The 13,331-nt window shown below is 41.3% G+C and carries 9 protein-coding genes; 4 read left to right on the forward strand and 5 right to left on the reverse strand.

All coding sequences use genetic code 11. The annotated features are described in order from the left end of the window. Positions 1-9: 9 nt before the first annotated feature. Together SFU91_05325 and SFU91_05330 are read right to left on the reverse strand one after the other, a co-directional pair. Positions 10-1,764 (reverse strand): T9SS type A sorting domain-containing protein, encoded by a 1,755-nt coding sequence (locus SFU91_05325; GenBank protein MDX2128438.1) that lies wholly within the window; start codon positions 1,762-1,764, stop codon positions 10-12. A 96-nt stretch (positions 1,765-1,860) separates the two neighbouring features. Then, positions 1,861-2,451: an RNA methyltransferase gene (locus SFU91_05330; protein MDX2128439.1), complete on the reverse strand. Its 591-nt coding sequence runs from the start codon at positions 2,449-2,451 to the stop codon at positions 1,861-1,863. Positions 2,452-2,531: 80 nt separating this feature from the next. Between SFU91_05330 and recG the strand changes: the two genes are divergently transcribed. Both recG and SFU91_05340 read left to right on the forward strand, forming a co-directional pair. Continuing rightward, complete coding sequence (gene recG, locus SFU91_05335; protein ID MDX2128440.1) at positions 2,532-4,682, forward strand: ATP-dependent DNA helicase RecG; 2,151 nt, start codon at positions 2,532-2,534, stop codon at positions 4,680-4,682. Positions 4,683-4,820: 138 nt separating this feature from the next. Beyond that, positions 4,821-5,429 carry a helix-turn-helix domain-containing protein gene (locus SFU91_05340; protein ID MDX2128441.1) on the forward strand — a complete coding sequence of 203 codons (609 nt, stop codon included), beginning with the start codon at positions 4,821-4,823 and terminating at the stop codon, positions 5,427-5,429. Between the two features lie 123 nt (positions 5,430-5,552). Here the strand turns inward: SFU91_05340 and SFU91_05345 are convergent, their stop codons facing one another. Continuing rightward, complete coding sequence (locus SFU91_05345; GenBank protein ID MDX2128442.1) at positions 5,553-6,659, reverse strand: bacteriochlorophyll a protein; 1,107 nt, start codon at positions 6,657-6,659, stop codon at positions 5,553-5,555. Positions 6,660-7,009: 350 nt separating this feature from the next. On the opposite strand from SFU91_05345, the gene lnt reads away from it, so the two are divergent. Next, positions 7,010-8,821 carry an apolipoprotein N-acyltransferase gene (gene lnt / locus SFU91_05350; GenBank protein ID MDX2128443.1) on the forward strand — a complete coding sequence of 604 codons (1,812 nt, stop codon included), beginning with the start codon at positions 7,010-7,012 and terminating at the stop codon, positions 8,819-8,821. Here lnt and mutL read toward each other — a convergent pair. Both mutL and SFU91_05360 read right to left on the reverse strand, forming a co-directional pair. Then, the gene (mutL, locus tag SFU91_05355) at positions 8,781-10,727 is read right to left on the reverse strand and encodes a DNA mismatch repair endonuclease MutL (protein MDX2128444.1); all 1,947 of its coding nucleotides are present in this window, start codon (positions 10,725-10,727) and stop codon (positions 8,781-8,783) included. The genes lnt and mutL overlap by 41 nt on opposite strands. Before the next feature lie 47 nt (positions 10,728-10,774). Then, the gene (locus SFU91_05360) at positions 10,775-11,740 is read right to left on the reverse strand and encodes an aspartate carbamoyltransferase catalytic subunit (protein MDX2128445.1); all 966 of its coding nucleotides are present in this window, start codon (positions 11,738-11,740) and stop codon (positions 10,775-10,777) included. A gap of 162 nt (positions 11,741-11,902) precedes the next feature. Here SFU91_05360 and SFU91_05365 point away from each other — a divergent pair, with 162 nt between their 5' ends. Continuing rightward, on the forward strand, positions 11,903-13,231 hold the full coding sequence (locus tag SFU91_05365; GenBank protein MDX2128446.1) for a Clp protease N-terminal domain-containing protein: 1,329 nt from the start codon (positions 11,903-11,905) through the stop codon (positions 13,229-13,231). The last annotated feature ends 100 nt before the right edge of the window (positions 13,232-13,331 follow it).

Below are 13,331 nucleotides of genomic sequence, written 5' to 3' on the forward strand. Positions count from 1 at the left end.
TAATTCCATTTATTTGATCAAGGTCATTTTTTTTGTCATTGAAAAATTCCCGGTGGATAACCGATAGAAATAAACTCCCGATGCTAAGCTTTGTGCATTAAAATTCACGCGATGTAAACCGGCTTCCATCCTTTGGTTAATCAATGTTGATACTTTTCTGCCAAGCATATCATAAATGGTTAGTTCGGTGAATCCGCTTTGTGGCAATCTAAATTGAATCGTGGTTGTTGGATTAAAAGGATTCGGATAATTTTGAGCGAGTTCGAATCCTTCAGTTGGCTTTTGAGTAAATCCTTTGAAAGAAAGTGGTTCTATAAAATTCCCGTTGATGTATTTATCGGTTAAGTAATCTTCTATGTTTGAAATTTCAGTAGTAGAAAGGGCTCGGTTATAGATTAAAAATTCAGATATTTTTCCAATCAGTCCCAGACTTGGGGTATATCCTCTACCTCCAAGAAAGAGCGTATCAACCACATTTACAGAACCGGTATTCGTGCCCACAGGACTACCTGAAAAAACTTGGTTTTGGCCATTGACACGCAATGCAAAATCAGAAACAGCGTTTGAATGAACATTGCTTACCACGATTGTATTACCGCTATTCGCCCAATTCGCTTGTAAATTTCTTGCAATTAACGCGGTACGCTTTGCAGAAATTGTTGCACCAGAGCTTGTTGATAAGTAAGAACCGCCGGGTCTTGAATTAACATCTGAACTGTGTTCGTAAATTATCCCTAAGCCACTCGTTGTTGAACTTAAAACTGAAAAGACCGTGAACTGATTGAGCGTTACAGGAGCCTGACTCAAAAGCACATTCGTTCCATCGAATTGAATGGCAGGTCTTCCTTGAGCGTTATTCTTGATAAATCGGGGTCGTTTTGCATCTTCAGTTTGAATGAGTGAATTCGTTCCCACATGACTTTGCCACGAACTCACTTTGCCACTTGCCGTGGTATCAACTTTTGAATCGGCCCGCATCCACAGTGCAAGCCCATTTGTAGGAACTGAAAACGGAGTAAAAGCTAATCCATACTTTGTAGCTAAATAATTTTCTACATAATTAGATTCAGTAAACCCCAATGCCCGGTTGTAAATAAGAATCTCAGCAATGTTACCAACCAATCCAACCGTAAGGTTTGCTCTTGAGCCGATATATAACTTTTGATTGATTACCCCGGAGATTTGGGTTGGGTTTACAAGTGAATTCGTCAATGGAACCTCAGAACCATTTACCCTCAAAAGCACATCACTCGAAAAGTTATTATTGATAAGCGATGTCAATTTGTATTGACCATCGTTTGCCCAATTCAAAACATAATCTTTTCCGATTTGCGAACCGCTTTTATTAATTAACACTGTGCTGACCGTACTCGTATTCAAGTAAAATCCACTTGATGAATTGGCATTTGTCCCTTGTTCAAACACCAATTTTGAACCGGTAGTCGTAGAGTTAAAGATGATATAAACAGAAAACTGATTTACCGAAATGCTTGAATCTGTCACCAAAATATCATTCCCGTCAAATTGGATCACCGGTTTCGAATTCAACCCCGAAGCGATATAGCGGGGCTGATTTGCCGCAACTGTCTGCCTCGCGGTATTGACAGGAGCAACAGAATTCGCCCAAGTTTGAACACGTCCATCTGTTGTTGTATCAACACCGGAATCAGCTTTTAGCCAATACACCAAGCCGTTTTGCGGAAAAGATTGGCCGAAAAGATTTGTTGTAGCGAGCAATAATCCAAGGAGTAAAATTTTTTTCATAAGCCGAATTGTGATTGATTTTTGATAAAAAGCTATCTCTAAACAGATATCACAAATCAACTCATAATTAAGATGGTCTGAAATAGTGTATTGATACTATTCTTGGGTGTACGGTTTGGTTTGGTGGAGATTTAAGACCCGAACAGCTTCAAACACCGCGATTCCCGCCGCTACCGCAACATTCAGCGAATGCTTTGTCCCATACTGAGGAATTTCTAGGGCGAAATCGCAAAGTTCAAGTACCTCATCATCAACCCCGCTCACTTCATTGCCCAACACGATGCAAAGCGGGAAATCATTTTGGGTTAACTCATGATACTTTCGGCTATTTTCCGTGATTTCAAGCGCCGCGATTTTCACCCCTTGCTTTTTTAAGTTTGTGATGGCCACTTTAGCATCATGAATGTATTCCCAAGCAACGGTTTCAGTTGCACCAAGTGCTGTCTTTTCAATTTCTTTTCTTGGTGGAACTGCAGTGTAGCCGGTAATAAAAATTTTTTCGACCCGTGCAGCATCTGCGACACGAAAAATGGCACCGACATTCCACATCGAACGTATATTTTGAAAAAGCAACATTAGCGGAAACTTCTCACTCACTTTGAACTCTTCCTCTGAAAGTCGTTTCATTTCAACGCCATTCAGTTTTCGCAACTTGACATTATTCGTCATTTTGTCATTCTCAGTCATTCTTCACTCTTTGATATTTTTTTTACGAAATTAGAAAAAGCAATATCATTTGCTTTATGTTTCGATAATAAATCGCGCTTATGCAATCTGCTTCATTTTTTAACACCGATATTCAATTTCTTAAAGGGGTTGGCCCAAAGCGAGCAGGTGCATTAAATCTATTGGGCATACACACCTATCACGATTTGCTCCATTTTTACCCTCGCCGCTATCTCGATCGCACAAAAATGAAGAGTATCGGGGCTTTAATTGAAGGTGAAACGGCTACCGTTGTCGGCGAAATCAGGCAAATTCGACTTGATGGAAATCAATGGAAGAATCCGAGGCTCATTGTCTCGCTTTTTGATAAATCCGGACGCGTTGATCTCGTTTGGTTTCAAGGCGCAAAATACATAATGAAAAAATTCAAAGAAGGCGATGCCCTTGCAGCTTGGGGAAAAGTCGGCCGATTTGGCTCACTCTTTCAAATCACTCATCCGGAAATTGATATCCTTCGAGGCAAAAGAGAACCTGATGAGGAAGAAGACGAAGCAGTATCGGATTATGATCAATTCAATACCGGAAAAATAATCCCTTTATATCCCTCTTCAGAGGAATTCAAGAAAGTGGGGTTTACCCCGCGCTCCTTCCGAAAAATTGTATCAAACTTTTTGGAACTTGCCCTTCCCTTAGTTGAAGAAAATTTTACGAAGTCTCTTCTCGAGCAATATCACTTAATGCCCTTCTCAAAAGCACTTGCAGCAATTCATCAACCCCAAAGCACTTCTGAACTTGCCGAAGCAAAACTTCGATTAAAATGGAATGAATTGTTTTTTCTTCAACTATTTTTTGCTTTGCGCAATGTGTCTTATCACCGCGAGAAACATTCATTTGCTTGTGAAAATATCGCGCACTTCACCAATGAACTTCATAAAGCCTTGCCTTTTGAACTAACGAACGCTCAAAAGCGAGTTATCAAAGAGATTCGGGCTGATATGAAAACCGGCATGCAAATGAACCGTTTAATTCAAGGCGATGTAGGAAGCGGAAAAACGATTGTAGCCGCTTTTGCTATGGCAATTGCTCTTGATAACCATTTGCAATGTGCCTTTATGGCTCCGACAGAAATTCTCGCGACTCAGCATTACCTCACCTTGCGCCGAATCCTTGAGCCTTTAGGTGTATCGATTTCGCTTCTAATTGGAAAGCAAAAAAAATCAACCCGCGAGGAAATCCTGTACAACCTTCAATCGGGCGCAACACAAATCGCGGTTGGAACACATGCACTCTTGGAAGACGGGGTTAAATTTTCAAGTTTAGGGTTGGTGATTATTGATGAACAGCATCGCTTTGGCGTGTTGCAGCGAAAGGCGTTGCAGGATAAATCAAATTCAGGAAAAAGCCCGCACATTTTGCTGATGACTGCCACCCCGATTCCGAGAACCCTCACAATGACAGTCTTCGGAGACCTTGATACCTCTATCATCAATGAACTACCCAAAGATAGAAAACCGATTCTCACAAAACTTGTTTCTGAATCACAAAGAGCGCGAGTTTATCAAACACTTCGCGATGAAATCGCGGCGGGAAGGCAAGCATATTTGGTTTATCCACTTGTCGATGAATCCGAAAAAATTGATCTTGCCGCTGCGATTAAGGAGTATGATTCACTTAAAGACACACTATTTGCGGGCATTCCTGTTGGACTTATTCACGGTCAACTTTCACCGGCTGAAAAAGATGAGGTAATGCAAGCTTTTCGAAGTGGAATGATAAAAATCTTGTTTGGAACAACCGTGATTGAAGTCGGCGTGGATGTATCCAATGCAACCGTGATGGTGATTGAACACGCCGAGCGCTTTGGGCTCTCTCAATTACATCAATTAAGAGGCAGAATCGGGCGAGGTCATGCGCAATCGTATTGCTATTTGGTTTATTCTCAAAAGCTCACAAATGAAGCAAGAGAGCGGCTCAAAGCAATGGAAGATACAAGCGATGGGTTTAAGATTTCTGAAATTGATGCAAAACTTAGAGGAGCAGGAAATATTATGGGAACAGAGCAATCGGGCGCACTTTCTTTACTTCGAATGACTGACCTTAATGCTGATGGAGAACTTCTGCAAGAAGCAAGAGAATCTGCTTTCAAACTCATTCAAAGAGACCCCGAATTGCTATTACCGGAAAATGCTCGGATTAAATCTTACTTTCAAAATGCTTTTAAAACTTCGTTTTCCTTAATTAATATCGGATAATCAAGCATCAATGAATTTTTTAGTATCGAAATTATTCGATTTTGGTTAAATTTATTCAGTAATTGAATATTCAATCTTTGTATAAATATTCAATAGGCAACATTAAAGTAACTCTGAACATTAAAAAATTGAACCGCAGTGAAACACGAAATGTATGATATACACATGCTCACAAAATTGGAGCAAGTGAAAGCAATTTCAGACCCTCTCCGCATGAAAATCCTCACCGTTTTGTCATCAAACATCATGACGACAAAGCAAGTCGCCGAGTACTTAGGGGAAACGGTGAATAAGCTTTATTATCATGTTGATGCCCTTGAAGAGGTTGGGCTTATCCGATTGGTAAAAACGCAGCAAAATCGAGGTACAATCGAAAAGTACTACCACGCTGTTGCACGCCACTTTACGCTTTCGCCTGTCATCTTTGATGTCAGGCTTTCAGAAGATTCGGAAATGGCGCATCTTACTTTTTCTTCTTCCCTTCAAGCGACCCTCGGCGAAATAAAAGACAGCCTTGGAAAGAAGTTGATTAAAAATCACGGTAAATCGTTTTTCAGCCGTTTCCATATTCGTACAACGCCGGAAAAGGCCGCCGAGCTTGATGAAAAATATCATGCTTTTCTCAAAGAATGTGAAGAAGCAGATATGCCAAATGGCGAAGTAGGATTAGGGCTTACCACAATGCTTTATCCGATGGATCCGGACACCATTAAACCGAAAAACGGTACGGAAAAGCAATTAGCTTAACCCGTCTTATCAGATTTAATTTGAGTATCATTTTGCTTTAAAATTTAAAAGGCTTATCGCATTGCTGCGACAAGCCTTTTTCACATCACTTATACTTTTGTGATGAGCTCCGGCAAAGAGATTTTATTGCGCGTAAAGCACTTCGAACTGTCCGGTTCCTCCTTTGCAAATGTGTTCAACCCACTTGGCATAAGCACCGCCATACCATTTGTAGGTTTCTTGATTTTGCGTGCGGAATTGAGGCGCAGCATAACGGATTTTGTAACCTTTTGGCAAAGTCACGGTTAGCTGCGTATCTACCTTAAATTCATTGTACTTTCCGATAATTCCGTGATGAATGATAGGAATCAGCGGGTGATTGAGAACGCGGCGAAGTCCGCCACCGGCGTCAATCGAAATTCCGGGCAAGTCGCCATCAGCTTTTACTTCAATCCCTTGAGAATCGGAACGGAATGATGCTTCAATGGCGGCTTCTCTCTTAAGCAACTTTTCTACCGGAAACAGTTCAATCCATCGTGAAACTGCATCCACAACGCCTGAACCGGCATTTGAGAACCGCCAATTTGAAACACCGAGTGGCATTTCAGCTGATCCCTGAGTTCCAATACTCACTACTTCGAGGTTTGAAATTCTTTGTCCACCTTCATCAAGCGCATTGCGAGCCGGACCGATAAACCAAAAGTCTCGAATCCAATCGCCAAAGTTATTGCCTGAAGCGCGAATGCCTGAAAGTGTCGCTTCCCAAGTTTGGATAAGATCATCATTTTCAAGTGGGATTTTCATCAAAATATCGTGGAACTGACGCCCTTGCACATAACGTGGATTTGGGATGTTTCGTCGAATGACATCCGATTGGTAGTAATAAAGATTAACAACAGATCCTTCAAAAGAGAAGGCATGACTGAAATCGCCGACGGTGACCACACCATCACCCACAGCAACGCGGCGCTCAGAAGTTTCATTAGCAATGTCTGCTTCAACCGTCAGTTTTTTTACGGTGCTATCGACAACCGTTTCAATCAAGCAAGAGAAGCGAACCACATCATTGGTATCACCGATTGGCTTGCATTTCAGCTTGATATTTAAATCGGTTGGTAAAAGTGGAATCGCAGGTGTGACATTAATCGTTGCGCGGGCTTTTAACTTTCCCCACGTGCTCGTTCCACCTTCGAGCGTAATTTCATAATCGGAGCGAGCGATTGTCGCTTCCGCAGCACCAAAGAGAGCCATAATTTTTCTCCTTTTCTATATTGAAGTGAGCCGGTATTGATTAAAAAAGAGCATTTCGTTCATTGATTTTCTCTATCGTTAATGCACCAAGTGTTTCTGAAACTGCCGACAATTTCCAACAATTAATGAACATTACTCAATGAACTGCTTTTGTTTACCTAAAAACCAATTCCAACTTTTTTACCTCTTTGCCTTGGACTTGATACTGTGTAAAAGTATTTCACAATTAACATACAACAAACTCTTTTTCCCTATTTTCGCTCTCATTGAAAGCCGTTACGGTCGATTTCAATTTGAAATGCTCATACTTAATCGCGTTCTTAACCATTCATCTTATATCTCACTTACCAATGAATTTTATACTCCGTGCGCTTTTTTCAATCATCCATCATTTATTCTATATAGAGCGAAAATGGTGGCTTTTCCCGGTGCTCTCTGGCGTATTGATTGGTTTTGCATTTCCAACTTATCCCTTTATTAGGTTAGAGCTTTTGGCTTGGTTTGGTTTAATTCCAATTCTCATTCATATCTCTAGAGTCGAGTCTTTTTCCGCTGCTTTTCGAAGTTCTTATCTCACCACATTTGTCATGACCCTTTGTTCTGTCTGGTGGGTGTCACTATCTACGGTTGCCGGTGGCGTACTGATGTATTTTGCTCAATCCTTCTTTTCTACTATTCCGTTTCTAATACACTATCAACTCTCAAAATGGCTTCCAAGAAAAATAAATTTGCTTCTCTTGCCCTTGGTATGGACAGTTTGGGAATGGATTTATCTTGATTTGGAAATTTCATTTGGTTGGATAACACTTGGGAATTCTCAAGCAAACTTCTGGCAATTCTTCCAATTCATTGATTTAACAGGCGTTTGGGGAATTTCTTTTTGGCTTGTGCTCTTCAATGTCCTTATTCTGCTTTTGCTCGAAACCGCTGCCTTTGACCCTAATTATATTCGTCAGTTAAGTGAAAGCTCTGTTCATCTTTCGAAAGAAACCGCATCTCTTTTAAGATCAATCATTGCTAAAGTAAGCGTTATTAAGTTATTGATGATTCTTCCACCGTTGCTTTACTCATTAACCATTTTTTCTTTGCCGGAACCAGAATCCAAATCATTAACGGTAGCTATTGTCCAACCTAATCTCGATCCTTTTTTGAAGTGGAATTCTGGACCGGAAACTTTGGTAAAAAAGCAAATCGATCCCGTTATAAAGTCTTTTCTAAATTCAACTCAAAGTTTCGATAAAAATCCGGAGTTATTTGTTTTCCCAGAAACTGCGTTTGCTTTTTACTTACTAAATGCAGGATATCGACCACTTTTAGAAAGTATTCATCAATTTTCAACTGCCTTGAATGCCCATATTCTGTGTGGCTTTGCAGACTTTATGATGTATGAAAATGATGCGGATCGGCAAGCCGGAGCAAAACGAGATCAATTTCAAGGCAAATATTTTGATTCTTTCAATTCAGCATTTTTACTTTCTCCCTCACCCAATCAACCGCTTTCTCCATATTTACCCCGTTTAAAGAGTCGCCTCTTAGACTCTTTACGAATGAATTATGAAAATCCTCAAGTCTATCATAAAATGAAATTAGTACCCTTCGCCGAGCGTGTTCCCTATATGGACTTGATTCCATTTATCTCCGATCTCACATTTTCAGTAGCGGGCATTTCGAGTTGGGGGAGAGGGAAAGAACAAAGAAATTTTCAATTTATCACAAAATCCAATGATACGGTTAAAGTGCCCGGGCTAATTTGTTATGAATCGATTTACCCAAGATTTGTTTCGGAGTTTGTGGCTCAGGGGGCAACGATGCTAACAGTTATCACCAATGACGGTTGGTTCTCAAAATCTTACGGCCCTTATCAACATGCTGCTTTCGCAAAACTTCGATGCATTGAAACTCGCCGTGCAATGGCACGATGTGCCAATACAGGAATCTCTTTCTTCATTGATCGATATGGCCGTTCGTACGGGGAAATTCCGTGGTGGGAAGAAAGAATCACGACAGCCAATGTACCGCAATATCAAGACATCTCGTTTTATGTAAGATATCCTGATTTGCTTCCAAAAATATCATTGGTTCTAATTGGCCTTGTGATTATTGGGGTTGGAGTGAATCGAATCAAGTCCGGCCAAACATCCGATCCAATTCTTCCGTCGTGATTTTGATGATGATAGGTCTTCCGTGAGGGCATACATAGGGCATTGAAGTCGCAAAAAGTTGGTCAACCAAAGTGGACATCTCCTTCTGACTCAGTTTATCTCCAGCCATTATCGAACTTCGACAGGCGTATGATTTCGCCACATTGTCTCGTCCATCCAATTGCAGTTTTTCTTGATACTCCGCCGATTGCTCTAAAAGCTCATGAAAAATTCTTTCCTCCGTTCCGGGTTTGACATCCGGCGGAATCCCTTCTAGAACAACCGTGTTATCTCCAAAGTAACGGAATGAAAAGCCCAAGCACTTTAAATCGATTTCAATCCGTTTCATTAATTCCATTTCCCAAGGCTTTAACTCCACCCTTTGCGGAAAGAGCAATTGCTGCGAATTCGGAATACCAGAATTCATCACCTTCAATGCCCGCTCATACAAAATGCGTTCATGCGCGACATGCTGATCGATGAGCATCAACCCACTTCGAATATGCGTAAGAATGTACTTGTTGTGAAGTTGCCAATGCGTGTTTTCACTTAGCGCATGAAGTTTTTGATTAAACACCTCGCCCAACAATTCAGGATTGTTACCTTGATTTGAATTGTTTCGCGGTGGCGGTGAAACTACTTCATTTTGCTGTTCAGGATAAACTTGAGGAACAAGTCTTGAAAGCTCTTCTTCCTGCGAAACACGCGAAGCAGAATGTGTTGTCTTTTCAAAAAATCGCTCGCCTCTTTTTTGAAAGGCTTGATAATCATTGTAAAGCCGGCGAGTTGAACCGGAGTCGCCATCGCGGTCATTATACCCCAATCGTTTAAATGAAAAATTAGAGGTCGCCTTTTGAATCGCGTCTTCATGATCGTTTTGAGGCAGCATCGCTTTGTAACGATCGGGTATTTCACCCATCGCAAGAGCAGGCGAAGCATCCATTTTCATTACGGCTCTTCGAATGACTGCGTGCACCATATTGTAAACCCCTCGCTCATCATCAAACTTCACTTCCATTTTCGAGGGATGAACATTCACATCAACGCGAGATGGGCGTATGGATAGAAAAAGTAAATAAAATGGTTGTTCTCGCTCGCCCAACAGTTCACCATACGCAGTTGAGATTGCATGCGTAATCGCACGATGTTGAACAACCCGTTGATTCACAAATAAAAACTGATCGTTCTTTGTTCGCTTTAGCAAGGCGGGTTTCCCGATATAGCCTTTGATGGTCATAAAATCATTGGTCTCTTCAACAGCAAACAAACTCTCCGAAAATCTGCTGCCATAGAGAACATCAAGCCTTTCCAAGAGGCTTTCATCTTTGAATTTAAAAACCTCATCGCCATCAGAAATAAAAGTATATGCGATATCGGGGTTAGCTAACGCCTGCGAAACAATACAGTCATAGATATGTTTGAATTCCGTAGCGTTTGACTTTAAAAATTTTCGCCTTGCGGGAACATTGAAGTAAAGATTTTTAATTGCAATGCTTGTTCCATCGGGTGCTGCGGCTTTTTCTAAACTCTCCATCACACCGCCATTCATTCGAATCATTGTTGCAAGTTGAGCCTCGCGTATTTTCGTTTTCATTTCAATCTGCGAAACAGAAGCAATGCTTGGTAAAGCTTCCCCTCTAAATCCAAGCGTATGAAGATTTTCAAGATCATCAACCTCTTTGATTTTGCTTGTTGCGAATCGCTCGAATGCCATCACCGCATCTTCTTCATTCATCCCGCAACCATTATCAATAATTTGAATTAAAGATTTCCCCGATTCCTTGATGATTAAAGTAATTTCATCCGCACCGGCATCGACGCTGTTTTCAAGCAATTCTTTTACTGCCGAGCTTGGGCGTGTTACGACTTCGCCTGCCGATATTTTATTGGCAATTGAATCAGGTAATTTCTTTATAATAGAATCCATTTCTTTTTGCTTCGCTTTAATTTTGCTTTTTTGAACAAAGCAAACACTTAATTCATTGTATTTGGAGATAAAAGGAGTTGAAGAGCCGCCATTCTCACTGCAACGCCATTTGAAACTTGTTTTAAGATTAAACTTCCCGAAAGCCCGCCAATCGGTGCATCAATATCCACTCGGTCTGCCACAGTTCCCGAAATTTCAATTTCTCGATTTACAGGTCCCGGATGCATTACAAATACTTCACGGCTTGCGGCGACAAGGGCATCATCCGTAAGCGAGAAAAAATTTCTGTATTCTCGTATCGAAGGAATGTAACCGGCTGCTTCTCTTTCCAATTGTAACCGCAGCACAATAACGGCATCGCACCATTTCACGGCTTTTTTTACATCGGTAAAAATCTCAATCGGGTTTTCTTCATTACCCCAAGTTTCAATTCCTACCGGCAAAAATGTTGGCGGGGCGCAAACACCTACTTTTGCTCCCATCGTCGTAAGCCCAAAAATATTTGAACGCGCAACCCTTGAATGTAAAATATCCCCTAAAATCAAAACACGAATCCCTTCAAGCTTTCCGAAACTTTGCTCCAGTGTCAGCATATCAAGCAACGCTTGGGTTGGATGTTCATGCATTCCGTCTCCGGCATTCAATATGGGTTTATGCGTCAATCGCGAAAGAATTTCCGCAGTGCCGGAGTCACTGTGACGAACAACAAACGCACTTACGCGCATTGATTGCAATGTAAAAATGGTATCGGCTAAAGTTTCCCCTTTTTGAACACTTGTGCCCGAAGACGAGAAATTTATCACACCCGCTCCCAACCTTCTTGCTGCCAAGTCAAAAGAAATTCGTGTTCTGGTTGAATTTTCAAAAAAAGCCAACACAATCGTATGACCTGCTAAAATCTTATAATTCGTTGGAGTGTCATCGGGGTTACTCGGGACATAAACTTTCGCCAAATCTAAAATTTTTTGGATGTTCTCTTTCTTTTCTCCGCGCAAACCGAGTAAGTGATTCATTTGTTTATTCTTTTGATAGCAGTATTTGAAACAGGCGATTCCGATCTTCGTTTGAATCGCACAAATCTACAATGCTTTCATTCATTTTCTTATGGTTTCATCATTTTTTGAACCTTGAGTACCATATTCTTTGAATCTTAAATCATCAAATTATTTCTAACGATGCAATTCAATCCCAATAAATTCACGCTAAGAGCCCAAGAAGCCTTTCAAGAAGCGGCTGAATTGGCCTCGAAGAACGGTCAACAAACCATTGAACCCGAGCACCTTCTTTATTCTCTCCTTCTTGGTAACGATAAAATAGGATTCCAACTTTTAGAAAAACTGGGAGTGCAAACCGAAGCCGTTCTTCAAATTCTCACCCGCGAAATCAATCGATTTCCGAAAGTCACCGGAGCGTCTGTTTCAGGTCAATATTTAGCTCAAAAACTATCACAGATACTCGATGAAGCGTCAAAACTTTCAGAATCAATGAAAGATGAATATGTGAGTTCAGAGCACCTTCTTTTGTCTATTGCTGATTCACCGACCAATGCCGGAAGCATTCTTCGCGATAGTGGAGCAAAAAAAGATGCCTTACTCAAGTCATTAGCCGATATTCGAGGTGCACAACGCATCACCGACCAAAATGCCGAAGACCGATATAACGCCTTGAAAAAATTCAGCCGTGATTTAAACGACCTTGCTAAAAAAGGAAAACTCGACCCTGTCATTGGCAGAGATGAAGAAATACGACGCGTGCTCCAAATTCTTTCTCGACGAACCAAAAATAATCCCGTTCTAATCGGTGAGCCCGGTGTGGGCAAAACGGCTATTGCTGAAGGAATCGCTCAACGCATTGTTTCCGGCGATGTCCCAGAAAACTTAAAATCAAAACTGATTCACGCGCTTGATATTGCGCAACTTGTAGCGGGCAGCAAGTTCAGAGGTGAATTTGAAGAGCGCCTGAAAGCTGTTGTTAAGGAAGTTCAAGATGCCAATGGAGATGTAATTTTATTCATCGATGAAATTCACTTGCTTGTAGGTGCAGGCGCCACGGAAGGCGGAATGGATGCTGCCAATATTCTCAAACCCGCTTTAGCGCGCGGCGAACTTCGTTGTATCGGCGCCACGACACTAGATGAATATCGAAAGTATATCGAAAAGGATGCTGCTTTAGAACGGCGATTTCAAACAGTGATGGTTGGAGAGCCCTCCATAGAAGATACGGTTTCGATTCTTCGAGGCTTAAAAGAAAAGTATGAAATTCATCACGGGGTAAGAATCACTGATTCGGCTCTTATTGCCGCAGCTGAACTATCAAGTCGGTATATCGCCGATCGCTTCTTGCCCGATAAAGCAATTGACCTGATTGATGAGGCCTCCTCAAAACTGCGCCTTGAAATCGATAGCGTGCCGGAATCGCTTGATAAACTCAATCGCGATATTCGACGACTTGAAATTGAACGCGAAGCATTACGCCGCGAACTCGATATCGATAGAAAATCATAAGTGACATCCGCGACTTATAACCAAAAAAAAGGCTGCCCATTTCGGACAGCCTTTTTTTCTACTTCACCTATGATTCAAAACATTTGAAGCTTTTCAGATG

Source organism: Chloroherpetonaceae bacterium (assembly GCA_033763895.1).
Classification (GTDB): domain Bacteria; phylum Bacteroidota; class Chlorobiia; order Chlorobiales; family Thermochlorobacteraceae; genus JANRJQ01.

Bases quoted from the DNA above. Each gene is read 5' to 3' on its own strand.
- SFU91_05365 (MDX2128446.1), top strand. From the start codon at position 11,903: ATGCAATTCAATCCCAATAAATTCACGCTAAGAGCCCAAGAAGCCTTT.
- mutL (MDX2128444.1), bottom strand. From the start codon at position 10,727: ATGGATTCTATTATAAAGAAATTACCTGATTCAATTGCCAATAAAATA.
- SFU91_05345 (MDX2128442.1), bottom strand. From the start codon at position 6,659: ATGGCTCTCTTTGGTGCTGCGGAAGCGACAATCGCTCGCTCCGATTAT.
- recG (MDX2128440.1), top strand. From the start codon at position 2,532: ATGCAATCTGCTTCATTTTTTAACACCGATATTCAATTTCTTAAAGGG.
- SFU91_05330 (MDX2128439.1), bottom strand. From the start codon at position 2,451: ATGACTGAGAATGACAAAATGACGAATAATGTCAAGTTGCGAAAACTG.
- SFU91_05360 (MDX2128445.1), bottom strand. From the start codon at position 11,740: ATGAATCACTTACTCGGTTTGCGCGGAGAAAAGAAAGAGAACATCCAA.
- lnt (MDX2128443.1), top strand. From the start codon at position 7,010: ATGAATTTTATACTCCGTGCGCTTTTTTCAATCATCCATCATTTATTC.
- SFU91_05325 (MDX2128438.1), bottom strand. From the start codon at position 1,764: ATGAAAAAAATTTTACTCCTTGGATTATTGCTCGCTACAACAAATCTT.